A 24,770-nucleotide genomic window follows, 5' to 3' on the forward strand; every position below is an offset into this window, starting at 1 on the left:
GTTGTCTCAGCAGGTGTCTCACAGAGCGGACGCAGGAGGGGGCTGCGGAGGCCGGCCGTCCCCTACGGAGCCCCTTCCGCCCCTCCCCGGCCCCCGGACGGCCCGTCCCGATGAGTGGCCCAGTGGAGGGGACGGCCGGCCTCCGCAGCCCCCTCCTGCGTCCGCTCTGTGAGACACCTGCTGAGACAACCTGGCGTCCGGTCTACGCTCCCTGCCGCCCAGGAAGGGCGAAGTAGGGACAAGCTCACCGTCGGCGACGACGCGGCTTATCGGGGCGGCCCGGCCAGGGCCTAGACTCCCGTCCGTACAGATCGTCGAAGTCGTTGAACAAGCGCAGTCAGGGAGCGAGGGGCGGACGTGGTGGACGCGACCGGACGCACCACCGTCGCCGCGGACTATTTCCAGGGCTACTCGGTCGTCGGGAGCATCGCGGTGATCGGTGTGCTCTTCGTCGCCGTGGCCTTCGGGGCCGGGCGGCTGCTGCGGCCGGTGGTGCCGACGCCCGAGAAGCTGCTGACGTACGAATGCGGCGTGGACCCGGTCGGCGAGGGCTGGGCACACACCCAGGTCCGCTATTACGTCTACGCCTTCCTCTACGTCATCTTCGCCGTCGACTCGATCTTCCTGTTCCCCTGGGCGACGATCTTCGCCGCCCCCGGCTTCGGTGGTGTGACGCTGGTGGAGATGTTCGTCTTCCTCGGCTTCCTCACCGTCGGCCTGCTCTACGCATGGAAGAAGGGCGTCCTGGAATGGACGTGAACCCCGCACCCCACGGATCCGCAGCCGCGTCCGAGGGCGCCAGGGCCGAGTTCCTGCCGGAGCCACGGCGCCTGGGCACCCTCGCCCGGCTCGCGCCCGAACCGATGAAGGTGGTCCTCAACTGGGGCCGCCGCTACAGCCTGTGGGTCTTCAACTTCGGCCTCGCCTGCTGCGCCATCGAGTTCATCGCCGCCTCCATGGCGCGGCACGACTTCATCCGGCTCGGCGTGATCCCGTTCGCGCCCGGTCCGCGCCAGGCCGACCTGATGGTCGTCTCCGGCACGGTCACCGACAAGATGGCGCCGGCGGTCAAGCGGCTCTACGAGCAGATGCCCGAGCCGAAGTACGTCATCTCCTTCGGGGCCTGCTCCAATTGCGGCGGCCCCTACTGGGACTCGTACTCGGTCACCAAGGGCGTCGACCAGATCATCCCGGTCGATGTGTACGTCCCGGGCTGCCCGCCGCGTCCGGAGGCGCTGCTCCAGGGCATCCTCAAGCTCCAGGAGAAGATCGCCCGCGAGTCGCTGGGGGAGCGCTACGCGAAGGGCGGCGCGGCCCGGCCCTCGGCGGCCGCGCTGCGCAGCGGACTCGTCACGCCGCCCGCGCCGACGACGGCGGGGGAGGAGCCCCGATGAGCGAGCAGCCCGACAAGCCTGAGCAGCCCGAGAAGCTCAAGCAGCCGGAGAAGCCCGAGCAGCCCGAGCAGGAGTCGGCGAGCGCCGAGCAGTCGGCGGCGCCGGAGCAGCCGGAAGCGCCCGCGGCCGAGCCCGTCGTCGGCTGGCTGCCGCGGCCCGCGAGCGAGATCTTCGGCACCGGGGCCACGGCGGAGCTGGCGTACGACCTGCTGACCGTTGACGTCCCGGCGGACGGCTGGCTCACCGCGCTGACGGCCGCCCGGGACGACCTGGGCTGCAGCTATTTCGACTGGCTGAGCGCCGTCGACGAGCCCGGCACCGGCTTCCGGATCTGCGCCCATCTCGCGGATGTGGCGCGCCCCGGCACCGTACGCCGGCTGATCGTGCGGACGACCGTGCCGCACGAGGCGGCCGCGCTGCCCACCGCCGTCGAGGTGTACGCGGGCGCGGGCTGGCACGAGCGCGAGACCCACGAGATGTTCGGCGTCGACTTCACCGGCCATCCGCACCTCGTACCGCTGCTGCTCCCGGACAGCTTCGAAGGGCACCCGCTGCGCAAGGACTTCGTGCTGGCGGCGCGGGTGGCGAAGGCCTGGCCCGGGGCCAAGGAGCCGGGGGAGCCCGAGCACGGCGGGCCCAAGCGCCGCCAGATGCTGCCCCCGGGCGTCCCGGACCCGAACGAATGGGGCCCGCTCAAGGGCCAGCTGCCGCCGGCACCCGCGCGGCCGGCGCGGGGCGCGCGGGCCGCGGGCGGTGCCCGTGCGGCCGGTGCCGCCGCGGGCGAGCGCCCGGCCCGGCGGACCCGGACCGCCGGCGCGGGCTCGGCCAGTCAGCAGGCCGCCGGGGAGGCAGCCGGCACGCCGGAGGCTCCGGCGGGGACCGAACGGCCGGAGCGCCCGGCCCGTCGTACGCGGTCGGCGAGCGCGGGCTCGGCCGGTCAGCAGCAGGCGGCGGAAGCGGCCCCGACGGAGGAGACGCCGGCGGCGGCCCCGGAGGCGGCGGCCCCCAAGGCGGCTCCCCCGCGCTCGTCCGACGCGCCATGGCACCACGCGCGTCCGGCATTCGACGAAACCGCGAAGGTCGACGAGTCCGGGAAGCCCGGCGTGGAGAGGCCCGAGCAGGCGCAGACGTCCGGACCGGAGACCGAACAGCCCGAGCCGGCCGAGTCTGAGAGAAGGCCGGACCAGGCCGCGCCGGAGACAAAGCCCGCGCCGGAGACAAAGCCCGAGCCCCAGGCCCCGGAAGGAGGCGACACCCCATGAGCGACGCGCTCGACATCGCGCTGCGCCTCGTCGCCGTCTTCGTCGTCTTCCTGGTGTTCCCCCTGGTCATCGGGCAGACCGAGCACAAGGTCATGGCTCATATGCAGGGCCGCCTCGGTCCCATGTACGCGGGCGGGTTCCACGGCTGGGCGCAACTGGTCGCCGACGGGGTGAAGTTCGCGCAGAAGGAGGACATCGTTCCGGCCGGCGCCGACCGGCGGATCTTCCAACTCGCGCCCGCCGTCGCCCTGCTGCCGTACCTCCTGGTCCTGGTCGCCATCCCGATAGGCCCGCACAACGCCGTGGGTCAGGCCCTGGACGCGGGAATCTTCTTCGTCCTCGCCGTCATGGGCGTCGGCGTGCTCGGCTCGCTGATGGCGGGCTGGGCCTCGGCGAACAAGTTCTCGCTGCTCGGCGGTCTGCGGACGGCCGCACAGCTGCTCGCGTACGAGCTGCCGATGCTGCTGGCCGCGGCGTCGGTCGCGATGGCGGCCGGCACGCTCTCGCTGCCCGGCATCATCGAGGCCTTCCACTGGTGGTGGGTGCCCTGGCAGCTCGTCGGCGGCGTGGTCTTCTTCACCGCCGGGCTCGCCGAGCTCCAGCGGCCGCCGTTCGACATGCCGGTCGCCGACTCGGAGATCATCTTCGGTGCGTACACCGAGTACACCGGACTGCGCTTCGCGCTCTTCCTCCTCGCCGAGTACGCGGGCATCGTCGTCCTCTGCGCGCTGACCTCCGTCCTCTTCCTCGGCGGGTGGCACGGCCCGTTCGGCGCCGACGGCCTGGGCTGGCTGTGGACGCTGCTGAAGACCGTGATCCTCGCCTTCGGCGTCATCTGGCTGCGGGTGACCTACCCGCGGCTGCGCGAGGACCAGCTGCAGAAGCTCGCCTGGACGGTCCTCATCCCGCTCGCCCTCGCCCAGATCGCCCTCACCGGCGTCGTCAAGGTGGTGATCTCGTCATGAGCTTCCCCGGTTCCGGCCTCGCCAAGGGGCTGGCCGTCACCCTGCGGACGATGACGAAGCGATCGGTCACCGCGCAGTACCCGGACGTCCAGCCCGACCTCCCGCCCCGTACCCGCGGCGTCATCGGGCTGTTCGAGGAGAACTGCACGGTCTGCATGCTCTGCGCCCGCGAGTGCCCGGACTGGTGCATCTACATCGACTCCCACAAGGAGACGGTGCCGCCGGCCGCCCCCGGAGGCCGTGAGCGCAGCCGTAACGTGCTGGACCGCTTCGCGATCGACTTCGCGCTGTGCATGTACTGCGGCATCTGCATCGAGGTCTGCCCCTTCGACGCGCTCTTCTGGTCACCCGAATTCGAGTACGCCGAGACGGACATCCGCGAGCTGACCCACGAGCGCGACAAGCTCCGCGAGTGGATGTGGACGGTGCCCGAGCCGCCGGCGCTCGACCCGGCCGCCGAGGATCCCAAGGAGCTCACCGCCGCCCGCAAGGCAGCGGACAAGCTCGCCGCCCAGCAGGCGGCTCAGGCCGAGGCCCGGGAAGAGGCGCCGCAGGACCGACCGGACACCCCAGGGGAGGGCACGTGACGCTCGCCGCCACCGCAGCCGGCCACGGCTTCCTGTCGCCCAGCGGCGTCGAGATCGCCTTCGTCCTCGTCGGGATCGCCACCCTCGGCGCGGCCGTCCTGACCGTCACCACCCGGCAGTTGGTGCACGCGGCCCTCTGGCTGGTCGTCGCCCTCGGCGGGGTCGCCGTGGAATATCTGCTCCTGACGGCCGAGTTCATCGCCTGGGTGCAGGTACTGATCTACGTCGGTTCGGTCGTCGTCCTCCTGCTCTTCGGGCTGATGCTCACCAAGGCGCCCATCGGCCGTTCCCCGGACGCCGATTCGGGCAACCGCTGGGCCGCGCTCGTCGTGGCCCTTGCCTCGGCGGCCGCGCTGGTCTGGGTCGTGGTCGACGCCTTCCGTGCCACCTGGATCAACCTCGACGGCGCCGCCCAGGGCTCCACCGAGGCATCCGGACGCAGCCTCTTCCAGTACTGGGTGCTGCCCTTCGAGGCGCTGTCCGTGCTGCTGCTGGCCGCGCTCGTCGGGGCGATCGTGCTGTCCCGCAAGTCGGGTGCGGGCGAGGCCGCGGCGGCGGCCCTCACCAACGGTGCCGCCCGCGCTCCCGCCGCCCCCGCCCCCCGAGAGGAGCAGCGCTGATGCATCTCGCCTACCCGGCCGTCCTCGCCGTCCTCCTCTTCTGCACCGGGTTGTACGGCGTGCTGGCCCGCCGCAACGCGATCCTGGTGCTGATGTCCGTCGAGCTGATGCTCAACGCCGTCAACCTCAACCTCGTCGCCTTCGACGTCTGGCTGCGCGACACCCTGCACGCCGGCCAGGCGCTCACCCTCTTCACCATCGCCATCGCCGCCGCCGAGATCGGCATCGGCCTGGCGATCGTGCTGCTCGTCCACCGCAACCGCGGCAGCTCCGACATCGACCGGCTCCGTGACCTCGCCGAGAAGCCGGGGGCCGCGGACGGGGAACCGCAGCCGGACACCACGGCGGAGGCCGCCGCGTGACGCTCACGACCACTGCCGTACTCGTTCCCCTCCTGCCCTTCCTCGGGGCCGTCGCGGGCCTTCTCCTGGGCCGCCGGGCGCCCGGTTTCGTGCGGCCGCTGGCGGTGCTGCCGACCCTGGCCGCCGCCGTGCTCGCGGTGCTCGTCGCCGTCGGGCAGGGCACCGGCCCGGCCACCGACGTCGCCACCGAGCTCACCCCGACCGGCTCGATCCCCATCGATCTGGCCCTGCACCTCGACGGCTTCGCCGTACTGATCGCCGTCCTGGTCGGTGTCGTGGCGACCTGCGTGCAGCTCTACTCCACCGGCTATCTGCGCAACGACCCGCGCTACCCCTCCTATGCCGCGCTGGTCTCCCTCTTCACCTCCGCGATGCTGCTGGTCGTCTACACCGGCGACCTGATGATGCTGCTGGTCGGCTGGGAAGTCATGGGCATCTGCTCCTACTTCCTCGTCGGCCACTACTGGGAGACCGAGGCCGCCCGGGCCGCCTCCCTGAAGGCCTTCGTCGTCACCAAGCTCGGCGATGTCCCCTTCCTCTTCGGCATCTTCGCGCTGGCCGCCGACGCCGGAACGTTCCGCATCACCGGCATCCTCGGCTCCGTCGCGAGCGGCGGGCTGGACCACCCGACGCTGATCGCGCTGCTGCTGCTGGGCGGTGTCGCGGGCAAGTCGGCGCAGTTCCCGCTGCACACCTGGCTCCCGGACGCGATGGCCGGCCCGACGCCGGTCTCGGCGCTGATCCACGCCGCGACGATGGTGGCGGCCGGTATCTATGTCGTGGCCCGTCTCCTCCCCGTCTTCGCGGCCTCCGCGGCCGCGCTGGTGGTGATGGCCGTCATGGCCGCGCTCACCATGGTCGGCTCCGGTCTGGCCGCGCTCGCCCAGGACGACATCAAGCGCGTGCTGGCCTATTCGACGGTCGGCCAGCTCGGCTACATGCTCGGCGCGCTGGCCGTCGGCGACCGCGGTGCCGCCGTCTTCCACCTCATCTCGCACGGTGCGTTCAAGGCCCTCCTCTTCCTCGGCGCGGGCGTGATCATCCACGCCGCGGGCACCAACTCGCTGGCCGCGATGTCCCGGATGAGCGGCCTGGCCCGGCGCATCCCGGACGCCTACTGGACCATGACCGTCGCGCTGCTCGCGCTCGCCGCGATCCCGCCGTTCGCCGGCTTCTTCTCCAAGGAAGCCGTCCTGGGCGCCGCCGAACACGCCGCCACCGGCGCCGCGCACGGCATCCCCGGCGCGGCCGGCTGGACCGTCCTGGTCTCCGGACTGCTCACCGCCCTCCTCACCGCGGCCTACGCCACCCGGCTGTGGCTGCGGGCCTTCCGCGGCACGGGGGCCGAAGCCCCCGACCACGGCCGGCAGCCGGTCGTGATGAACGCCGTCCTGTGGGCGCTCTTCGTCCCGACCGTCGCACTGGGTCTGGCCGCCCCGCTCCTGCCCGAGTGGTTCGACGGACGCTCGCTCGCGCCGACCCTGACCACCTCCGTCCTGGGTACCGGCATCGCCCTCGTCGGCGGCCTGGTCACCTACGGCGCCTGGCGCCACACCACCGCCCTGGCCGCCCGCACCCCCATCGGTGCGGTCGTGGCCGCCCCGGACGCGGGCCCCGAGGCCGCCGAGGAGACGGCCATCGCCACCCACGCCGCGGTCTACGGCGACAACGCCGGCGCCGCGGACCCGGCCGACCCCGGCCGCCTCCTCCTCGGCCCGCTGCAGCCGCATGCGGCCGTCGGCTTCCATCTCGACGCCGTCTACTCCGTGCTCTTCGTGCGGCCCGTACGCGCCGCGGCCACGCTCGTCCGCTTCCTGGACCGTGAGGTCGTCGACACCTACGTCCGCGGGGCGGGCGCCGCACCGCGCTGGCTGGGTGCCGCCGTCCGCCGGGCCCAGACCGGGAACGTGCAGACCTACCTCGGCGCGCTGCTCGCGGGCTCGCTGGTCCTGGCCATCGCCGCCGTCCTCGTCGCCACGGGCACGGGAGCCTGACGTGCTGCCATCCCCCGGGGGCCGACACCCGTACGCCCAGCCGACAGCCCTCGTGGCCTGCCTCGCCGGAGCCGAAACCCTGAGGAGGGCCTGACCCGTGAATCACACCGCTATGCAGCTTCTCCTCGCGGGCCTCGTCGTCCTGCCCCTCGTCGGCGCGCTCGCCGCACTGCTCCCGCCGCCGCCCGGCCTGCAGGGCAAGAACCCCGACCAGGCCGTACTGCGCCACGGCGTGACCGTCACCGGCGTCGTGCTCGCCGCGGCCATCGCCCTGGCCGCCGGCTTCGACCACGGCCACCCGGCCCGTATGCAGGCCACCACCGACATCAGCTGGATCCCGGCGCTCGACATCCGTATCCACCTCGGCGTCGACGGCATCTCGCTCCCCCTCCTCGTCCTGACCGCGCTGCTGACCTTCCTCTGCGCGCTCTACAGCTACTTCCGGATGCCAACGGGCCCGTCACCCAAGGCATTTGTGGCCCTGCTGCTCACTCTTGAGGCCGGTACCCTCGCCACCTTCGCCGTCCTCGACCTGATGCTCTTCTTTCTCGCCTTCGAGATGGTCCTCATCCCGATGTACTTCCTCATCGCCCGCTGGGGCGGTGCCCACAAGCAGGCGGCGGCCTGGAAGTTCATCCTCTACACGCTGCTCGGCTCCGTCGTGATGCTGCTCGGCCTCCTCCTCATCGGCGTGAAATCCGGCACGTTCGACATGGTGGCACTGGCCACTGACAACGGCCCGAAAGCCCAGCTCAGCCACACGGTTCAGCTTCTCGCGGTGCTCGCGATCGGCATCGGACTGGCCGTCAAGTCCCCGATGTGGCCGCTGCACAGCTGGCTGCCCGACGCGCACACCGCCGCCCCCACCGTCGGCTCGGTGCTGCTGGCCGGCGTCCTGCTGAAGATGGGCACCTACGGCTTCGTACGGATCGCGCTGCCCATCACGCCCGAGGGCATGCACACCTTCGCGCCGTACCTCGCCGCGCTGGCCGCCGTCGGCATCATCTACGGCTCGCTCGCCTGCCTGGCTCTCGTCCGCAAGGGAGCCGGGGGCGACCTCAAGCGCCTGATCGCCTACAGCTCGGTCGGCCATATGGGCTTCGTCCTGCTCGGCATCGCCAGCATGACCCCCACCGGCGTGAACGGCGCGCTGTTCGCCAACATCGCGCACGGCCTGATCACCGGCCTGCTCTTCTTCATGGTCGGCGCGCTCAAGGACCGCACCGGCAGCACCGACCTCGACACCCTCGCCCGCTCCGCGCCCGGCCCCCGGCCCGCGGGGGCCGGCGCCGCCGCGCTGCTTCCCGCCCCGTCCGGTGCCGCCCTCTACGCCCGGGCACCCCGCTTCGGCGGCCTGCTCGCCTTCGGGGCCGTCGCCTCCCTCGGCCTCCCCGGACTGGCCGGCTTCTGGGGCGAGATGCTGGCGATGTTCGGCGCCTTCCGTCCGGCCGCCGGCCTCAGCCGCCCCGCCTTCCTGACGTTCATGGTCCTGGCCGGTCTCGGCACCCTGCTGACCGCCGCCTATCTGCTCCTCGTCGTCCGCCGGGTCTGCATGGGCGGCTCGGTGGACCTGGCCGGGGCCGCCGTGCTCGGCACCGCGGACCCGCACGGCGGGACCGGCGCGGACCCGGACGGCACGCCCGCGCCGGCCCCCGCCGTGCCCGACCTCGCGCGCTACGAATACGCGGCCTGGACCCCCCTGGCCGCCCTCACCGTCCTCGCCGGACTGTGGCCCGCGGCCCTCCTCGGCCTCACCGACCCGGCCGTCCAGCAGCTCCTCGGAGGCGGTAAGTGATGAGCTCGGTCCCCTCGCTGGTCCAGTCCGTCGACTGGCTCGCCCTGGCGCCGCCCACCCTCACCGCGGCCGTCGCCCTGGTGGTGCTCGTCGCCGACCTCTTCCTCCCCGCGGCCCGCAAGCCGCTGCTGGGGTGGATCGCCACGGCCGGCCTCGCGCTCGCCGCGCTCTCCCTCCTGCCGCTCCTGGGCGGCGACCGCCGCACCTTCTGCCTGTCCGGCCACCCCGACGTCTGCAGCTATGTGGCCGACCCGTTCGCCCTGGTCATCCAGTTCCTGGTGCTCGCCGGGGCGCTGCTGACCGCCCTGCTGTCCGTCGACACCATCAGGGACCACGACCTGCCCGCCGGCGAATACTGGTTCCTGCTGCTGTCCTCGGCGGCCGGTGCCGCCCTGCTGCCCGCCTCCCGGGACCTGGCCACCCTCGTCATCGCGCTCGAAGTCGCCTCGCTGCCCGCCTTCGCCCTGGTCGGGCTGCGCCGCGGGGACCGGCTCTCCTCCGAGGCGGCACTGAAATTCTTCCTGTCCTCGGTGGCCGCCACCGCCGTGATGCTGCTCGGCGTGAGCTTCCTGTACGCGGCCACCGACAGCCTGCACCTCTCCCGGGTGGCACACGCGCTCACCGCCCTCCCCGACCCGCGACTGGCCACCCTGGCGAGCGCCGGTGTCGCCCTGACCCTCGTCGGTTTCGCCTTCAAGACCGCGGCCGCGCCGTTCCACTTCTGGGTGCCGGACACCTACGTCGGCGCACCGCTGCCCATCGCCGGCTACCTCTCGGTGGTCGGCAAGGCCGTCGGCTTCTCCGGCCTGATCCTCGTCACGGTCCAGGGCTTCCCCTCCTACGCCGGTGTCTGGGGGCCGGCGCTGGCCGTCCTGGCCGCGCTGACCATGACCGTCGGCAATGTCGCGGCCCTGCGCCAGGACCCCCGCCGCGCCCACAGCGCCGTCCGCCTGCTCGCCTGGTCCTCCGTCGGCCAGGCCGGCTACCTCCTGGTCCCGATCGCGGCGGCCGGCTACCTCCACGACCCGGCGCACGCCATCGGCTCCACCGTCGCCTACGCCCTGATGTACGCGGCCGTGAACCTCGGCGCCTTCGCCGTCGCCGCCGTAGTGGCCCGCACCCGGCCCGCCAACCGGATCACCGACTACCGGGGCCTGTACCACCGGCGGCCCCTGGTGGCGCTCGCCCTCGGCTTCTTCCTGCTCTGCCTCGCCGGCCTGCCGCCGGGCATCATCGGCCTGTTCGCCAAGGTCACGGTCTTCTCCGCGGCCGTCGACGCGGGCCTGGCCTGGCTCGCCGTGGTCATGGCGGTCAATGTCGTGATCGCGCTCTACTACTACCTGCAGTGGACCACGGTCCTCTTCCGGGGAGCGGAGGAGACCGCGGCGGCCCGGGCTCCCGAGGCCGCTCCCGCGCAGGCGCCGCACCGCACCGACCTCCCGGCCCCGCTCGCCACCGCCATCGCGCTCGCCGCCGTCCTCGGCATCGCCCTCTCCGGCGCCCCGCAGCTCGTGCTGCGCTTCGCCTCCGGCGCGCTGCTCTGAGCCGCCGGGCCGGGCCCGCCACACACGGCAGGCCCGGCGCCCCGGACGGCCGCACGGCCGCCTGCCCACCCGTACGGAGACACGGCCCCACGGGGCGCCTCCGTACGCGCTGCCCGGCCCGCCGCTCGCACACCGGGGAACCAGGCCCGTTCATCCCGCGTTGACCAGTGAGTAAGGATCCACCGGAGAGTGGAGAAACGCAGCACAGGGTTCCCCTGCCGCACCTCTTGGAGGGCGTACCGTGCACCGCCGGCACAACGGGCTCAGGACCGCCGTACTCCTCGGGGGCCTGTCCGCCCTCATCATCGTCATCGGCGGCCTCTTCGGCCGTACGGGCCTGATCATCGCCGTTCTCGTCGCCCTGGGCACCAATGCGTACGCGTACTGGAACAGCGACAAACTCGCGCTGCGGGCCATGCGCGCCCGCCCCGTCAGCGAGTTCGAGGCGCCACAGCTGTACCGCATGGTCCGGGAGCTCTCCACCACCGCCCGCCAGCCGATGCCGCGCCTGTACCTCTCCCCGACCCAGGCGCCCAATGCCTTCGCCACCGGCCGCAACCCCCGCAATGCCGCGGTCTGCTGCACCGACGGCATCCTCCAACTGCTCGACGAACGCGAGCTGCGCGGCGTCATCGGCCACGAGCTCAGCCACGTCTACAACCGCGACATCCTCATCTCCTCCGTCGCGGGCGCGCTGGCCTCGGTCGTGATGTTCCTCGTCAACTTCGCCTGGCTGATCCCCGTGGGCCGTTCCGACGACGACGAGGGCCCCGGCCTCCTCGGCATGCTGCTGATCATGATCCTCGGCCCGGTCGCGGCCTCCCTCATCCAGCTCGCTGTCAGCCGCTCCCGCGAGTACGAGGCCGATGCCTCGGGCGCCCAGCTCACCGGCGACCCGCTGGCCCTGGCCTCCGCCCTGCGCAAGCTGGAGGCCGGCACCCAGCAGCTGCCGCTGCCGCCCGAGCCGCGCCTGGAGACCGCCGGCCACATGATGATCGCCAACCCGTTCCGGGCGGGCGAGGGCCTGTCCCGGCTGTTCTCCACCCACCCCCCGATGCGCGAGCGCATCGCCCGCCTCGAACGGCAGGCGGGCCGTCGCCCCTGATGCCCCGGTGCCGGAATCGGAGAGTGGCCGTCCGCACGGACTCATCGCATGATGAAGGCAGCGCTACGAAGGCAACGGCGCGATACGAAGACATCGCAAGGAACGCAACGATTCACCGGACTCAGCGCGTCTAGCTCGGCAGACACACTCTCCGTCGTGCCCTGGGAAGGCTGCTGATCATGAAGCTCATCCTCAACGTCCTCTGGCTGGTCCTCAGCGGCTTCTGGCTGGCGATCGGCTATGTCGTCGCAGGAATCGTCTGCTGCATCCTGATCATCACGATCCCCTTCGGCATCGCGTCCTTCCGGATCGCCGGCTATGCCCTGTGGCCCTTCGGCCGGACGACCGTCCAGCGCTATGACGCCGGTGTCGGCTCGGCGATCGGCAATGTCATCTGGATCATCTTCGCGGGCTGGTGGCTGGCCCTCGGGCACATCATCACCGGCCTCGCGCTGTGCGTGACGATCATCGGCATCCCGTTCGGCATCGCCAACTTCAAGATGATCCCGATCTCCCTCGTGCCGCTCGGCCGCGACATCGTCCCGACGGACGCGCCGTTCGCGGTGCGCTGACCTCCCGCCCCGGCCCCGCGCCGCCCGGACGCGTACGGGCTGTTGCGGGGCGCCCGGGACACAGGTGGGGCGGCACGCCGCAGCGCGCCGCCCCATCCTGTGGCACCCGAAAACCGGGCTCCTAGCGGTAGTTCACGAACTGCAGGGCGAAGTCCAGGTCCTTGCCCTTCAGCAGCTGCTGCACCGCCTGCAGGTCGTCCCGGCTCTTCGAGCTGACCCGCAACTCGTCGCCCTGCACCTGCGCCTTGACGCCCTTCGGGCCCTCCTCGCGGATGATCTTGCCGACCTTCTTCGCGTTCTCCTGCGAGATCCCCTCCTCGATCGAGGCGAAGATCTTGTACTCCTTGCCCGAGGCCTGCGGCTCGCCGGCGTCCAGCGCCTTCAGCGAGATCCCGCGCTTGACCAGCTTGGACTGGAAGATGTCGAGTACGGCCTTCACCCGCTCCTCGGCGTTGGCCCGCATCTCGATCTTCTCGCCCGACCACTCGATCGACGCGCCCACGCCCTTGAAGTCGTAGCGCTGCGAGATCTCCTTGGCGGCCTGGTTGAGGGCGTTGTCGACCTCCTGCCGCTCTACCTTCGAGACGATGTCGAAACTGGAGTCGGCCATGTTGAGTTGGCTCCTCGTACGTAGATCCGTCAGGGGTACGGCCCGTCCCGGACCGCCTGCCAAGCCTAGCCACCCGACCAAGATCCAGCGCTTCCGAATCGAGTGGCAGACCACCCCCGGTCATCGGGTATGGTTTACGTCGTTGCCACGGAGCACCGCCCACAGCGGGCCTCCCGGCAGCAAACCCAGGCGGTGTGCCCGAGCGGCCAAAGGGAGCAGACTGTAAATCTGCCGGCTCAGCCTTCCCAGGTTCGAATCCTGGCGCCGCCACAGGAATGCAAAGGGCCCCTGGCTTGCGGAATCCGCAAGCCAGGGGCCCTTTGTGATGCGCGCTCGCGTCCGTCGGTGCGGTTCTCCCGCCTCCTCGATGCCGCACGCCGCACGCCGCATCCCGGAGGGCGTGGACGGGCCGTGGACGACCCCGAAGGTGCCTGCCCCGCAACGTGCGGCGCCGCGCAGGCTCTCCACGCCGCGCCGTCCTCAGCGCCCCGCCACCGCCCGTACCGCGTCCGCCACCGGCACCTCCCCGCCGATCAGCTCCAGCGTCCGGCCGATGGTGCCCGGCTCGTCGAGCAGCGCCGCCAGGACGGCCGCCACGTCGTCCCGGGTCACCTCGTCGCGGCCGGTCGACTCCGCCAGCGTCACCCGGCCCGTTCCGGGGTCGTTCGTCAGCCGGCCGGGCCGCAGGATCGTCCAGTCCAGCCCGGCGCGGGCCCGTACGTCCGCGTCCGCGGCACCCTTCGCCCGCAGATACGCCGCGAAGACCGGATCGGTGCCCTCCGGCGGCTCACGGTCCGCGCCCATGGAGGAGACGACGAGGAAGCGCCGGACGCCCGCGGCCTCGGCCGCGTCCGCGAAGAGCGCCGCCGCGCCCCGGTCCACCGTGTCCTTGCGCCCCACGTCGCTGCCCGGGCCCGCGCCCGCCGCGAAGACGGCCGCGTCGGCCCCCTCCATGTGCCGGGCGACATCCTCCACCGACGCCGACTCCAGGTCGCAGACCACCGGCTCGGCACCCGCGGCCAGCACGTCGCCGGCCTGTTCCGGCCGACGGAGGATGCCCGCGACCTCGTCCCCGCGCTTGGCGAGCAACCGCTCCAGCCGCAGCGCGATCTGACCATGTCCACCTGCGATGACAATGCGCATGATCCCGACCGTACGCCCAACGTCCGCCACGCGGAGCGGGACCGGCCGGGTGCCGCCGCCTTCTCGCCGCCGCGGCTCAGCGCCGCGGCTCAGCGCTGCGACTGCCGCGGCAGCTCCAGCGCCACCTCCGCCGCCGAGTCGCAGTACTCCCGCACCGCGCTGGTCCGGGCGACCACCCGCCCCCGGTGGATCACGATCCGGCTGTAGGCGAGCGAGAGCACCCCGGCGATCCGCTCCCCGCGCACCGCCAGCAGCTCCGCGGGGAAGCCCGCCTCGACCCGCACCTCCGGCAGGCTCAGCGTGGCCCGCGCCGCCGCGCTCACCGTCTCGTACGCCGCCTCCGGTGTGGCCTCGCCCAGGGACGCCAGGAGGTACGCGGCCTCCAGGGGGTCGCCGCGCCCCACCGGGTTCGCCACGTCCCGCAGTGCCCCACTGCCCGCCGCCACCCGCACCCCGGCCGCCCGCAGCAGCCGTACCGGCGCCGGCCGCGACACCCGCGAGCCGTAGCGCTCCAGGCCCGTGCAGTCGCCCTGCGGCAGACAGACGACGGCGACGCCGGCGGCGGCCAACTGCTCGGCGACCCGCGCGGCCACGCTCCGCGGCATCCGCGCCATCCCCGCACACGGGCCGAGTGCGACCCCCGGCCGCAGCCCGCCCGACATCGCCGCGAACCGCGCCAGCCGCGCCGGATCGTCACCGTCGGTGTGCAGATCCACCGGACAGCCGTGCTCGCCGGCCAGCTCCAGCACCGTCTCGACGTACCCGGCGGGGTCGGGGTCGAGGTCCGGGCAGCCACCGATGACAGAGGCGCCCATCTTCACCGCGTCCCGCAGCATCGCCAGCCCGTCCGCACCGGCCACCCCGGTCAGCACCCGCGGCACCGCCACCGCCGCCAGATCGGCCAGCCCCCGCAGCGACCTGCGGGCCTGCAACACCGCCTCCAGCGAGCGCAGGCCCTGGACGTCGCCGATCCTGACGTGGCTGCGCGAGGCGGTGGCCCCGTGCCCCAACTGCAGCAACGCGGCCTCGGTCGTCCGCCGCTGGACGTCCTCGGGAGAGCCGGAAGCGGGGCCGTCGGAGTCCGCCGTCAGCGCGGTGTCGCAGTGTGCGTGCGGCTCGGCGGGGGCCGGGAGCAGGAGGTAGCCGGCGAGGTCGACGCGGGCGCCCTGCGGGGCGAGGCTGCCCGCCGTCCCGACGGCCTCGATGTGCCCACCGCCGAGCCGTACGTCCACCGTCCGGCCGTCGGCGAGCCGGGCCCCGCACAGCACCAGCGCACCGCTTTCCGGCCTGGCGTACCGGCCGGCGCCGCCGGGCTTTCCCGACTGGGGCTGCGGCGAACTGCTGTCGGACATCGCGCTCCTCGAAAGCACCGGCGTGCAAGATCACGCAGCGTTCTTCCGAGCCTAGGACGCTGCCGGGAGAGCGTTGCGCAGGCGCGAAATAGTCGTACCGGTGTGGTGCCCGGGGCCGTTGGGGCACGGCCCAATACGGATTTCACCTTTGGCGGCGGGCCGTGTAATGTCTTCATCGCTCGCCCCAATAGCTCAGTCGGCAGAGCGTCTCCATGGTAAGGAGAAGGTCTACGGTTCGATTCCGTATTGGGGCTCTGATGTGTGAGGTTCCCGCCCTCGGGCGGGGTCCCCTCGCATCACAGCGGTGTAGCTCAGTCGGTAGAGCAAGCGGCTCATAATCGCTGTGTCACCGGTTCAAGTCCGGTCACCGCTACTGACAGTAGCCGATTGTGGGGTCGGTCCTCCGATCGGCTACTCTTCTATGCGTTAACCCGACCATCCGTCCGTCAAGGAGCACTCACGTGGCTGCCACCGACGTCCGCCCGAAGATCACGCTGGCCTGCGTGGAGTGCAAGGAGCGGAACTACATCACCAAGAAGAACCGGCGCAACGACCCGGACCGTCTTGAGATGAAGAAGCACTGCCCCCGTTGCAACTCGCACACTGCGCACCGCGAGACGCGATAACACAGGCTCGTCCGTGAGGCCGTCCCCATTCGTGGGGGCGGCCTCACGGCGTTATCACCATCAGTACAGGGAGGTTGCGAGCCCATGGCGCTCGACCAGTCATTTGTGGGGCGCACGTACCCGCCCACCGACTCCTACGAAGTCGGCCGGGAAAAGATCCGGGAATTCGCCGAGGCCATCGGTGACACCAACCCCGCTTACACCGACGCCGAAGCAGCCAAGGCGCTCGGGTACTCCGATGTGATCGCGCCGCCGACGTTCGTCTTCGCGATCACTTTCAAGGCCGCGGGACAGGTCATCGAGGACCCGCAACTGGGCCTGGACTACAGCCGGGTGGTGCACGGCGACCAGAAGTTCGCCTACACCCGGCCGGTGCGCAGCGGGGACCGGCTGAGCGTCACCTCCACCATCGAGGCCATCAAGAGCATGGCGGGCAACGACATCATCGACATCCGCGGTGAGGTGCACGACGAGGCGGGCGAACACGTCGTGACCGCGTTCACCAAGCTGGTGGCCCGCGCCGACCGGGAGGCCTGAGTTGACCGCCAAGATTTCTTACGACGAGGTCGAGGTCGGGACCGAACTCCCGGCGCAGACCTTCCCGGTGAGCCGCGCCACGCTCGTCCGGTACGCGGGTGCCTCCGGCGACTTCAACCCGATCCACTGGAACGAGAAGTTCGCCAAGGAGGTCGGGCTGCCGGACGTCATCGCCCATGGCATGTTCACCATGGCCGAGGCGATCCGCGTGGTCACCGACTGGACCGGCGACCCGGGCGCGGTCGCCGAGTACGGCGTGCGCTTCACCAAGCCCGTCGTCGTCCCCAACGACGAGACCGGTGCGCTGATCGAGGTCAGCGCCAAGGTCGCGGCCAAGCTGGACGACGACGACCGTACGGTCCGGGTCGATCTCACCGCGATGAGCGCGGGCCAGAAGGTGCTGGGCATGTCCCGCGCCGTGGTCCGCCTCGCCTGACGGCGGCCGCCGGGGGCGGCCGGCCGAGGATGTCGGACCGCCCCCGTACCCTTGGGCGCGTGCAGGAACTCCATGACGCGCCCCTCGCCCCGCTGACCACCTTCCGCCTCGGCGGCCCGGCCACCCGCCTCGTCACGGCCACCACCGACGACGAGGTGATCGCGGCCGTCCGCGCGGCCGACGACGCCGGGGAACCGCTGCTGATCATCGGTGGCGGCAGCAACCTCGTCATCGGTGACAAGGGCTTCGACGGCACGGCCCTGCGCATCGCCACCCGCGGCTTCGAGCTCGACGGCACGGCCCTCACGCTCGCCGCCGGCGAGAACTGGTCCGACGCGGTCGCCCGTACGGTCGAGGCCGGTCTGGCCGGCGTGGAGTGCCTGGCCGGCATCCCCGGCTCGGCGGGCGCCACCCCGATCCAGAACGTGGGCGCGTACGGCCAGGAGGTCTCCGCCACGATCACCGAGGTCGTCGCCTACGACCGCCGGGCCGGCGAGACCGTCACGATCCCGGGCGCCCAGTGCGGCTTCTCCTACCGCCACAGCCGCTTCAAGGAGCACCCCGACCGGTTCGTGGTGCTGCGGGTGCGCTTCACCCTGGAGGACGCCGGGGGCCTCTCCGCGCCCCTGAAGTACCCCGAGACCGCCCGCGCCCTCGGCGTCGAGGCCGGTGACCGGGTCCCGGCCGCCGTCGCCCGACAGACCGTCCTGGCGCTGCGCGCGGGCAAGGGCATGGTGCTGGACCCCGAGGACCACGACACCTGGTCGGCCGGCTCCTTCTTCACCAACCCGATCCTCAGCGAGGCCGAGCACGCCGCCTTCCTCCAGCGGGTCCAGGACCGCCTCGGCCCCGATGTCGCCCCGCCCGCCTTCCCGGCCGGCGACGGCCTGGTGAAGACCTCCGCCGCCTGGCTCATCGACCGGGCGGGCTTCACCAAGGGCTACGGCAGCGGCCCGGCCCGCATCTCCACCAAGCACACCCTCGCGCTCACCAACCGCGGCAAGGCCACCACCGAGGACCTGCTCGCCCTGGCCCGCGAGGTCCGCGACGGGGTGCACGCGGCCTTCGGCGTCACGCTCGTCAACGAACCGGTCACGGTCGGCGTCAGCCTCTAGGGGACCCGGACCCCTCGGCCAGCCAGTCGTCGATCCCCGCCAGCAGCCGCTGCTGCTCGTCCCGCGGCGCGCACGAGCCGCGGACGGACTGCCGGGCCAGTTCGGCCAGTTCGGCATCGGTGAAGTCGTGCGCGGTGCGGGCGATCTCGTACTGCGCGGCCAGCCGCGCCCCGAACAGCAGGGGATCGTCCGCGCCCAGCGCCATCGGCACGCCCGCGTCGAACAGCGTCCGCAGCGGCACGTCCTCCGGCTTCTCGTAGACCCCCAGCGCCACGTTCGACGACGGGCACACCTCGCAGGTCACCCCGCGCGCGGCCAGCCGGCGCAGCAGCGCGGGGTCCTCCGCGGCCCGGACGCCGTGCCCCACCCGGCCGGCGTGCAGATCGTCCAGGCAGTCCCGGACGCTGGCCGGCCCCGACAGCTCGCCGCCGTGCGGCGCCGCCAGCAGACCGCCCTCGCGCGCGATGGCGAAGGCCCGGTCGAAGTCCCGGGCGAAACCCCGGCGTTCGTCGTTGGACAGCCCGAAACCGATCACTCCGTGGTCGGCGTAGCGCACCGCGAGCCGCGCCAGCGTCCGGGCGTCCAGCGGGTGCTTCATACGGTTCGCGGCGACCAGGACGCGGATGCCGAGCCCGGTGTCACGGGACGCGCCGCGCACCGCGTCCAGGATGATCTCCAGCGCCGGGATCAGCCCGCCCAGCCGTGGCGCGTACGAGGTCGGGTCGACCTGGATCTCCAGCCAGCGCGACCCGTCGCGGACGTCCTCCTCGGCGGCCTCGCGCACCAGCCGCTGGATGTCCTCGGGCGCCCGCAGACAGGACCGCGCGATGTCGTACAGCCGCTGGAAGCGGAACCAGCCGCGCTCGTCCGTGGCCCGCAGCCTGGGCGGCTCACCGCCCCGCAGCGCCTCCGGCAGATGGACGCCGTACTTGTCGGCGAGCTCCAGCAGGGTCGTCGGCCGCATCGAACCGGTGAAGTGCAGGTGCAGATGGGCCTTCGGCAATCGGCGCAGGTCTCGAATGGCGGCTCCGCCGCGGGCACGAACGCTCTCCATCCGAGGATCTTGCCGTATGAGACCGGTACGCCGGTAGGCCCTTTCCCGAAGGGGTGTCCGGGAGAACGGACGAGCGGGCGCCGGGAAGGAATCCCGGCGCCCGCTCGTGTCACCCACGGATATCCGCAGGTGGAGCCGTTCTGGTGACCTACTTGGCCTCCGCCAGCAGCTTCTGGAGGCGCGAGACGCCCTCGACCAGGTCCTCGTCGCCCAGCGCATACGAAAGCCGCAGGTAGCCGGGGGTGCCGAAGGCCTCACCCGGGACGACGGCGACCTCCGCCTCCTCCAGGATCAGCCCGGCCAGCTCCACGCTGGTCTGCGGGCGCTTGCCGCGGATCTCCTTGCCCAGGAGCTCCTTCACCGACGGGTACGCGTAGAACGCGCCCTCCGGCTCCGGGCACAGCACCCCGTCGATCTCGTTGAGCATCCGCACGATGGTGCGACGGCGGCGGTCGAAGGCGACCTTCATCTCCTCGACGGCCGTCAGATCGCCGGAGACCGCCGCGATGGCCGCGGCCTGCGCCACGTTCGAGACGTTGGACGTGGCGTGCGACTGGAGGTTCGCGGCGGCCTTGATGACGTCCTTGGGGCCGATCGCCCAGCCCACCCGCCAGCCGGTCATCGCGTACGTCTTCGCCACGCCGTTGACGATGATGCACTTGTCGCGCAGCTCGGGCACGACCACCGGCAGCGACGAGAACTCCGCGTCGCCGTAGACCAGGTGCTCGTAGATCTCGTCGGTCAGCACCCACAGGCCGTGCTCGGCGGCCCAGCGGCCCACCGCTTCGACCTGCTCGCGGGTGTAGACCGCGCCGGTCGGGTTCGACGGCGAGACGAACAGCAGCACCTTGGTGCGGTCCGTACGGGCCGCCTCCAGCTGCTCCACGGTCACGCGGTAGCCGGTGGTCTCGTCGGCGACCACGTCGACCGGCACACCGCCGGCGAGACGGATCGACTCGGGGTAGGTGGTCCAGTACGGCGCCGGGACGATGACCTCGTCACCCGGGTCGAGGATCGCTGCGAACGCCTCGTAGATCGCCTGCTTGCCGCCGTTCGTCACCAGGACGTTCGCGGCCTCGATCTCGTAGCCGGAGTCGCGCAGCGTCTTCGCGACGATCGCGGTCTTCAGCTCGGGGAGGCCGCCGGCCGGGGTGTAGCGGTGGTACTTCGGGTTGCGGCAGGCCTCGACTGCGGCCTCGACGATGTAGTCGGGCGTGGGGAAGTCGGGCTCACCGGCGCCGAAGCCGATCACCGGGCGTCCGGCGGCCTTGAGGGCCTTCGCCTTGGCGTCTACGGCGAGGGTCGCGGACTCGGAGATCGAACCGACGCGGGCCGAGACCCGGCGCTCGGTGGCGGACGATGCGGAAGGGGTTGCAGCGCTCATACATGCATCGTTGCAGACCGCCCACGAGCCCGACACACGGGTTTGCGGGCACCACCCGCGAGGATCGTGTTCGACGACCGGCCCCGAACCACGTACACTCGCTGACCGTTGGCTCCCAACAGGTCGCCGCGGCACATGCACCAAGTGCAGTCGCCCGCATGCGGTAGGTTGGGGGAACCACAAAGGGTCGTAGCTCAATTGGTAGAGCACTGGTCTCCAAAACCAGCGGTTGGGGGTTCAAGTCCCTCCGGCCCTGCTACACGCACTCTCCACCGCAGTGCGTGCACGCGTACGTATGACATGCACCGCCGTGCGGCAGGGCAGGGCGCGGCACGGCCACGACCCGGATTCAGGTGAGGACGAGTGACGGACGCCCTGGGCTCCATCGACATGCCTGAGCGCGGTCGCTCCGAGGACGAGGCCGCGGAGTCCCAGAAGAAGCCCCGTCGCGGCGGCAAGCGCGGCAAGAAGGGCCCCTTCGCGCGGCTCGCGCTCTTCTACCGCCAGATCGTGGCGGAGCTCCGCAAGGTCGTCTGGCCCACGCGCAGCCAGCTCTCGACGTACACCAGTGTGGTGATCGTCTTCGTTGTCATCATCATCGGTCTCGTAACCGTGATTGACTTGGGAATCAACCGAGTCGTCGGGTACGTCTTCGGCTGATCCCGCGGAGGGCGCCTCAGCGGGCGCCCATTTCGCATGTTCAACCCCTTGAAGCCAGGAAGAAGCAGCCACCGTGTCTGACCCGAACCTGAACGACGCCGCCGACTCCGCCGAAACGGCAGCGGCCGACGTGGACGCGGCCGCCTCGGCCGAGGTCGAGGGCGACGACACCGCGCGTGACATCGTCGAGAACGCCGACGCGGTCGACGAGCTCGACGCCGAGGACGCCGCCGCCGGTGAGCCCGCCGAAGAGGCCGCGGTGCACGTCGACGAGGACGCCGAGGCCACCACCGAGGTCACCGAGGACGAGGAGGAGCCGGTCGACCCCGTCGCCGCCCTCCGCGACGAGCTCCGTGGCCTGCCCGGCGAGTGGTACGTCATCCACACCTACGCGGGGTACGAGAACCGCGTGAAGACCAACCTTGAGCAGCGTGCCGTCTCGCTGAACGTCGAGGACTTCATCTTCCAGGCCGAGGTGCCGCAGGAAGAGGTCGCCCAGATCAAGAACGGCGAGCGCAAGACCATCCGCCAGAACAAGCTCCCGGGCTATGTGCTGGTGCGGATGGACCTGACGAACGAGTCCTGGGGCGTCGTCCGCAACACCCCGGGTGTCACCGGCTTCGTCGGCAACGCCTACGACCCCTACCCGCTGACGCTGGACGAGATCGTCAAGATGCTCGCCCCGGAGGCCGAGGAGAAGGCCGCCAAGGAGGCCGCCGCGGCCGAGGGCAAGCCGGCGCCGTCCCGCAAGGTCGAGGTCCAGGTGCTGGACTTCGAGGTGGGCGACTCCGTCACCGTCACCGACGGCCCGTTCGCGACGCTCCAGGCGACGATCAACGAGATCAACGCCGACTCGAAGAAGGTCAAGGGTCTCGTCGAGATCTTCGGCCGCGAGACCCCGGTCGAGCTGAGCTTCGACCAGATCCAGAAGAACTAGGTTCTTCCGGACCACCAGCCAAATCGACCAGGTCAGACGGGCTCACAGCCGGTCTGACCTGCTCGGTTTTTGGCCGCACGACCATACCCGTTATCGTTGTGCGGTATGCCTCCATCCGGATGACCGGGTGGATCGGCGAAACACCTCTCACTAGGACCCGGAGAGAGCATGCCTCCCAAGAAGAAGAAGGTCACGGGGCTCATCAAGCTCCAGATCCAGGCCGGTGCCGCAAACCCGGCTCCGCCGGTCGGCCCCGCGCTGGGTCAGCACGGCGTCAACATCATGGAGTTCTGCAAGGCCTACAACGCCGCGACCGAGTCGCAGCGTGGCATGGTCGTGCCGGTGGAGATCACGGTCTACGAAGACCGTTCCTTCACCTTCATCACCAAGACTCCGCCGGCCGCGAAGCTCATCCTGAAGGCCGCGGGCGTGGAGAAGGGCTCCGGCGAGCCGCACAAGACCAAGGTCGCCAAGGTCACCCGCGACCAGATCCGCGACATCGCCACCACCAAGATGCCCGACCTGAGCGCCAACGACCTCGACTCCGCCGAGAAGATCATCGCTGGCACCGCCCGTTCCATGGGCATCACGATCGAGGGCTGACCTCCAGCCTCTTTCGGCACCCCGTGGCAGGACCAGGCGCTGGTCCGCACCACGACTCCACCCCACTGCACCAGGAGCAGAAGTGAAGCGCAGCAAGACTCTTCGCAACGCGGACGCGAAGATCGACCGGGAGCGTGTGTACGCCCCCCTCGAGGCCGTCCGTCTCGCCAAGGACACCGCCTCCGTCAAGTTCGACGCGACCGTCGAGGTTGCCATGCGTCTGGGCGTCGACCCGCGCAAGGCCGACCAGATGGTCCGTGGCACCGTGAACCTCCCGCACGGCACCGGTAAGACCGCCCGGGTCCTGGTCTTCGCGACCGGTGACCGTGCTGCGGCCGCGGAAGCCGCCGGCGCCGACATCGTCGGCTCGGACGAACTGATCGACGAGGTCTCCAAGGGCCGTCTGGACTTCGACGCCGTCGTCGCCACCCCGGACCTCATGGGCAAGGTCGGCCGCCTCGGCCGCGTGCTCGGTCCCCGTGGTCTGATGCCGAACCCGAAGACCGGCACCGTCACCCCGGATGTCGCCAAGGCTGTCACCGACATCAAGGGCGGCAAGATCGAGTTCCGCGTGGACAAGCACGCGAACCTCCACTTCATCATCGGCAAGGTCTCCTTCGACGAGGCCAAGCTGGTGGAGAACTACGCCGCGGCGCTCGAGGAGATCACCCGCCTCAAGCCGTCCGCCGCCAAGGGCCGCTACATCAAGAAGGCCACCATCACCACCACGATGGGTCCCGGCATCCCGCTGGACGCCAACCGCACCCGCAACCTCCTCGTCGAGGACGAGGCCGTCTGATCTCCTTGATCAGCGCCTCGTAGCCCGTCTGCACCGCGTCAGGCCCCGTCTCTCCTCCGGGAGGGACGGGGCCTGACGCATGTGCTGTCGGTGCCCTGCATTACAGTCGCCCCCGAGGTCCATAAAGATGATCTAAGGGGGAGCCTCACGTGCGTAGCACGCGTATAGCCGCCGCCGTGGCGGGTGCAGTGATGTTGGTGGGCAGCCTGAGCGCCTGTAACGACGACGGCGGCAAGGCCTCCGGCGGCAGCAGCAGCGGCGGGAGCAGCGACACGGCGGGCGGCAAGCAGGACCCGGCGCAGAACCCGGTGGACGCGCTGAAGGCCGCCCAGGAGGCGACCGCGGGCAAGAAGACCGCGAAGATCGACGGCTCGACGACCACGACCACCACCAACGGCCAGGTGAAGCAGTCCACCAAGGGCGGGCTGGACTGGACGCAGGGCATGCAGATGAACGTGGAGAACACCATGACCGGCGGGGGGAGCCCCGGTAAGCCGATCAAGGCGATCTACACCAAGGACGCCGTGTACATCAACATGGGCGCGGCCATGCCCGGTGCGAGCAGCAAGCCCTGGATGAAGTACTCGTACGCGGCGCTCTCGAAGCAGCTGGGCGGCTCCGGCACGCTGTTCCAGGACGTCCTGCAGAACGCGAACCCGAGCCAGCCGATCGAGCTGCTGATCGCCTCCGGCACGGCCAAGGCCGTCGGCAAGGAGGCCGTGAACGGCGTCCAGGCGACGCACTACACCGGCACCGTCACGATGGACCAGCTGAGCGGCAAGGTCAGCAAGTCGGTCCGTGACCTGGTCCAGAAGCAGCTCGCAAAGGGCGGCGCGAAGAGCGAGCAGCTCGACGTCTGGATCGACGCCGACAACCTGCTGGTCAAGAAGGTGGAGAAGCTCGGCGGCAAGCAGCCGAGCAGTTCCACGGCGCTCTTCTCGGACTACGGCACCAAGGTCGACGTGGCCCCGCCGCCGGCGAGCCAGACGGCGACCGCGCCCGGCGTCTGACCGGCACCGCAGCGCGTGTGACGGCCTGAGCGGGGGCGCACGGATGCCCCCGCTCAGGCGGATTTGCCTGACCGCGGTCCGCTCCCGTATCTTTTCCCGGAAGCCAAAGACCGCTGGTTGTCTCTGCGCGTCCGAACTCCGGGCGTGTGGTGGCCGAAGGATCCGCTAGCTGCGGACGGCCTGCGCAGGCGTGTATGGATGAACTCCCGGACGGAATTCCGTTTCGGTTGAGTACGCCCCGTGCGCCTGCGCCGGGGCGTTTGTTTTGCCCAGCCCCTTCTGCGCGGTCCTCATCACCCGGAAG

26 protein-coding genes and 4 tRNA genes are annotated in these 24,770 nt (G+C 71.2%); 25 read left to right on the top strand and 5 right to left on the bottom strand.

Going from position 1 to position 24,770, the window contains the following annotated elements:
• The first annotated feature begins 357 nt into the window (after nucleotides 1-357).
• From EST92_RS03305 to EST92_RS03360, 12 genes are all read left to right on the top strand, one after another.
• The gene (locus EST92_RS03305) at nucleotides 358-759 is read left to right on the top strand and encodes an NADH-quinone oxidoreductase subunit A (RefSeq protein ID WP_129279458.1); all 402 of its coding nucleotides are present in this window, start codon (nucleotides 358-360) and stop codon (nucleotides 757-759) included.
• Nucleotides 750-1,394, top strand: a complete 645-nt coding sequence (locus tag EST92_RS03310) for an NADH-quinone oxidoreductase subunit B (RefSeq protein ID WP_129279459.1) — start codon at nucleotides 750-752, stop codon at nucleotides 1,392-1,394. The genes EST92_RS03305 and EST92_RS03310 overlap by 10 nt, the downstream gene beginning before the upstream one ends.
• On the top strand, nucleotides 1,391-2,656 hold the full coding sequence (locus EST92_RS03315) for an NADH-quinone oxidoreductase subunit C (RefSeq protein ID WP_129279460.1): 1,266 nt from the start codon (nucleotides 1,391-1,393) through the stop codon (nucleotides 2,654-2,656). The genes EST92_RS03310 and EST92_RS03315 overlap by 4 nt, the downstream gene beginning before the upstream one ends.
• Nucleotides 2,653-3,621, top strand: a complete 969-nt coding sequence (locus tag EST92_RS03320; RefSeq protein WP_129279461.1) for a complex I subunit 1 family protein — start codon at nucleotides 2,653-2,655, stop codon at nucleotides 3,619-3,621. The genes EST92_RS03315 and EST92_RS03320 overlap by 4 nt, the downstream gene beginning before the upstream one ends.
• On the top strand, nucleotides 3,618-4,208 hold the full coding sequence (locus tag EST92_RS03325) for an NADH-quinone oxidoreductase subunit I (protein ID WP_129279462.1): 591 nt from the start codon (nucleotides 3,618-3,620) through the stop codon (nucleotides 4,206-4,208). Before EST92_RS03320 ends, EST92_RS03325 begins: the two co-directional genes overlap by 4 nt.
• The gene (locus tag EST92_RS03330) at nucleotides 4,205-4,828 is read left to right on the top strand and encodes an NADH-quinone oxidoreductase subunit J (protein ID WP_129279463.1); all 624 of its coding nucleotides are present in this window, start codon (nucleotides 4,205-4,207) and stop codon (nucleotides 4,826-4,828) included. The genes EST92_RS03325 and EST92_RS03330 overlap by 4 nt, the downstream gene beginning before the upstream one ends.
• Entirely contained in the window at nucleotides 4,828-5,190 is a 363-nt protein-coding gene (gene nuoK, locus EST92_RS03335) for an NADH-quinone oxidoreductase subunit NuoK (RefSeq protein ID WP_129279464.1), read from the top strand. The genes EST92_RS03330 and nuoK overlap by 1 nt, the downstream gene beginning before the upstream one ends.
• The gene (locus EST92_RS03340) at nucleotides 5,187-7,184 is read left to right on the top strand and encodes an NADH-quinone oxidoreductase subunit L (protein WP_129279465.1); all 1,998 of its coding nucleotides are present in this window, start codon (nucleotides 5,187-5,189) and stop codon (nucleotides 7,182-7,184) included. Before nuoK ends, EST92_RS03340 begins: the two co-directional genes overlap by 4 nt.
• A gap of 112 nt (nucleotides 7,185-7,296) precedes the next feature.
• Nucleotides 7,297-8,979 (top strand): NADH-quinone oxidoreductase subunit M, encoded by a 1,683-nt coding sequence (locus tag EST92_RS03345; RefSeq protein WP_129279504.1) that lies wholly within the window; start codon nucleotides 7,297-7,299, stop codon nucleotides 8,977-8,979.
• Complete coding sequence (locus EST92_RS03350) at nucleotides 8,979-10,523, top strand: NADH-quinone oxidoreductase subunit N (RefSeq protein WP_129279466.1); 1,545 nt, start codon at nucleotides 8,979-8,981, stop codon at nucleotides 10,521-10,523. The genes EST92_RS03345 and EST92_RS03350 overlap by 1 nt, the downstream gene beginning before the upstream one ends.
• A 241-nt stretch (nucleotides 10,524-10,764) precedes the next feature.
• Nucleotides 10,765-11,628, top strand: coding sequence for a zinc metalloprotease HtpX (gene htpX / locus EST92_RS03355; RefSeq protein ID WP_129247668.1), 864 nt, complete (start codon nucleotides 10,765-10,767; stop codon nucleotides 11,626-11,628).
• A 179-nt stretch (nucleotides 11,629-11,807) separates the two neighbouring features.
• Entirely contained in the window at nucleotides 11,808-12,200 is a 393-nt protein-coding gene (locus EST92_RS03360) for a YccF domain-containing protein (RefSeq protein ID WP_129279467.1), read from the top strand.
• 121 nt (nucleotides 12,201-12,321) lie between these two features.
• Here EST92_RS03360 and EST92_RS03365 read toward each other — a convergent pair whose 3' ends face one another.
• On the bottom strand, nucleotides 12,322-12,810 hold the full coding sequence (locus EST92_RS03365; protein WP_129247666.1) for a YajQ family cyclic di-GMP-binding protein: 489 nt from the start codon (nucleotides 12,808-12,810) through the stop codon (nucleotides 12,322-12,324).
• Nucleotides 12,811-12,998: 188 nt separating this feature from the next.
• On the opposite strand from EST92_RS03365, the gene EST92_RS03370 reads away from it, so the two are divergent.
• Nucleotides 12,999-13,080, top strand: a tRNA-Tyr gene (locus tag EST92_RS03370).
• 210 nt (nucleotides 13,081-13,290) lie between these two features.
• Here the strand turns inward: EST92_RS03370 and EST92_RS03375 are convergent.
• Entirely contained in the window at nucleotides 13,291-13,953 is a 663-nt protein-coding gene (locus tag EST92_RS03375) for an NAD(P)H-binding protein (RefSeq protein ID WP_129279468.1), read from the bottom strand.
• An 89-nt stretch (nucleotides 13,954-14,042) separates the two neighbouring features.
• Nucleotides 14,043-15,305, bottom strand: coding sequence for an amidohydrolase family protein (locus tag EST92_RS03380; RefSeq protein WP_129279469.1), 1,263 nt, complete (start codon nucleotides 15,303-15,305; stop codon nucleotides 14,043-14,045).
• 181 nt (nucleotides 15,306-15,486) lie between these two features.
• Between EST92_RS03380 and EST92_RS03385 the strand changes: the two genes are divergently transcribed.
• The 6 genes from EST92_RS03385 (at nucleotide 15,487) to EST92_RS03410 (ending at nucleotide 18,019) form a co-directional block, all read left to right on the top strand.
• Nucleotides 15,487-15,559: transfer RNA gene (locus EST92_RS03385), tRNA-Thr, on the top strand.
• 46 nt (nucleotides 15,560-15,605) lie between these two features.
• Nucleotides 15,606-15,678, top strand: a tRNA-Met gene (locus EST92_RS03390).
• 88 nt (nucleotides 15,679-15,766) lie between these two features.
• Entirely contained in the window at nucleotides 15,767-15,931 is a 165-nt protein-coding gene (rpmG, locus tag EST92_RS03395; protein WP_006604855.1) for a 50S ribosomal protein L33, read from the top strand.
• A gap of 84 nt (nucleotides 15,932-16,015) precedes the next feature.
• Nucleotides 16,016-16,468 carry a MaoC family dehydratase N-terminal domain-containing protein gene (locus EST92_RS03400; RefSeq protein WP_129247662.1) on the top strand — a complete coding sequence of 151 codons (453 nt, stop codon included), beginning with the start codon at nucleotides 16,016-16,018 and terminating at the stop codon, nucleotides 16,466-16,468.
• Between the two features lies 1 nt (nucleotide 16,469).
• Complete coding sequence (locus EST92_RS03405; RefSeq protein ID WP_129279470.1) at nucleotides 16,470-16,904, top strand: MaoC family dehydratase; 435 nt, start codon at nucleotides 16,470-16,472, stop codon at nucleotides 16,902-16,904.
• A 59-nt stretch (nucleotides 16,905-16,963) separates the two neighbouring features.
• Nucleotides 16,964-18,019 carry a UDP-N-acetylmuramate dehydrogenase gene (locus tag EST92_RS03410; RefSeq protein ID WP_129279471.1) on the top strand — a complete coding sequence of 352 codons (1,056 nt, stop codon included), beginning with the start codon at nucleotides 16,964-16,966 and terminating at the stop codon, nucleotides 18,017-18,019.
• Here the strand turns inward: EST92_RS03410 and EST92_RS03415 are convergent.
• Together EST92_RS03415 and EST92_RS03420 are read right to left on the bottom strand one after the other, a co-directional pair.
• Complete coding sequence (locus tag EST92_RS03415) at nucleotides 18,009-19,073, bottom strand: adenosine deaminase (RefSeq protein WP_129279472.1); 1,065 nt, start codon at nucleotides 19,071-19,073, stop codon at nucleotides 18,009-18,011. The genes EST92_RS03410 and EST92_RS03415 overlap by 11 nt on opposite strands.
• Before the next feature lie 148 nt (nucleotides 19,074-19,221).
• Nucleotides 19,222-20,457, bottom strand: coding sequence for a pyridoxal phosphate-dependent aminotransferase (locus EST92_RS03420; RefSeq protein ID WP_129279473.1), 1,236 nt, complete (start codon nucleotides 20,455-20,457; stop codon nucleotides 19,222-19,224).
• 183 nt (nucleotides 20,458-20,640) lie between these two features.
• On the opposite strand from EST92_RS03420, the gene EST92_RS03425 reads away from it, so the two are divergent.
• The 6 genes from EST92_RS03425 to EST92_RS03450 all read left to right on the top strand — a co-directional run bounded on the left by EST92_RS03425 (nucleotide 20,641) and on the right by EST92_RS03450 (nucleotide 24,466).
• Nucleotides 20,641-20,713 (top strand) — tRNA-Trp (locus EST92_RS03425).
• A gap of 107 nt (nucleotides 20,714-20,820) precedes the next feature.
• Nucleotides 20,821-21,117 carry a preprotein translocase subunit SecE gene (gene secE / locus EST92_RS03430; RefSeq protein ID WP_129247657.1) on the top strand — a complete coding sequence of 99 codons (297 nt, stop codon included), beginning with the start codon at nucleotides 20,821-20,823 and terminating at the stop codon, nucleotides 21,115-21,117.
• A gap of 73 nt (nucleotides 21,118-21,190) precedes the next feature.
• Complete coding sequence (gene nusG, locus EST92_RS03435; protein ID WP_129247656.1) at nucleotides 21,191-22,054, top strand: transcription termination/antitermination protein NusG; 864 nt, start codon at nucleotides 21,191-21,193, stop codon at nucleotides 22,052-22,054.
• A 168-nt stretch (nucleotides 22,055-22,222) separates the two neighbouring features.
• Nucleotides 22,223-22,657: a 50S ribosomal protein L11 gene (gene rplK / locus EST92_RS03440; RefSeq protein ID WP_129279474.1), complete on the top strand. Its 435-nt coding sequence runs from the start codon at nucleotides 22,223-22,225 to the stop codon at nucleotides 22,655-22,657.
• Between the two features lie 82 nt (nucleotides 22,658-22,739).
• On the top strand, nucleotides 22,740-23,456 hold the full coding sequence (gene rplA / locus EST92_RS03445) for a 50S ribosomal protein L1 (protein WP_129279475.1): 717 nt from the start codon (nucleotides 22,740-22,742) through the stop codon (nucleotides 23,454-23,456).
• Between the two features lie 149 nt (nucleotides 23,457-23,605).
• The gene (locus EST92_RS03450; RefSeq protein ID WP_254068463.1) at nucleotides 23,606-24,466 is read left to right on the top strand and encodes a hypothetical protein; all 861 of its coding nucleotides are present in this window, start codon (nucleotides 23,606-23,608) and stop codon (nucleotides 24,464-24,466) included.
• Nucleotides 24,467-24,770: the final 304 nt, after the last annotated feature.

Source organism: Streptomyces sp. TM32 (assembly GCF_004122755.1).
In the GTDB taxonomy this organism is placed as follows: Bacteria; Actinomycetota; Actinomycetes; order Streptomycetales; family Streptomycetaceae; genus Streptomyces; species Streptomyces sioyaensis.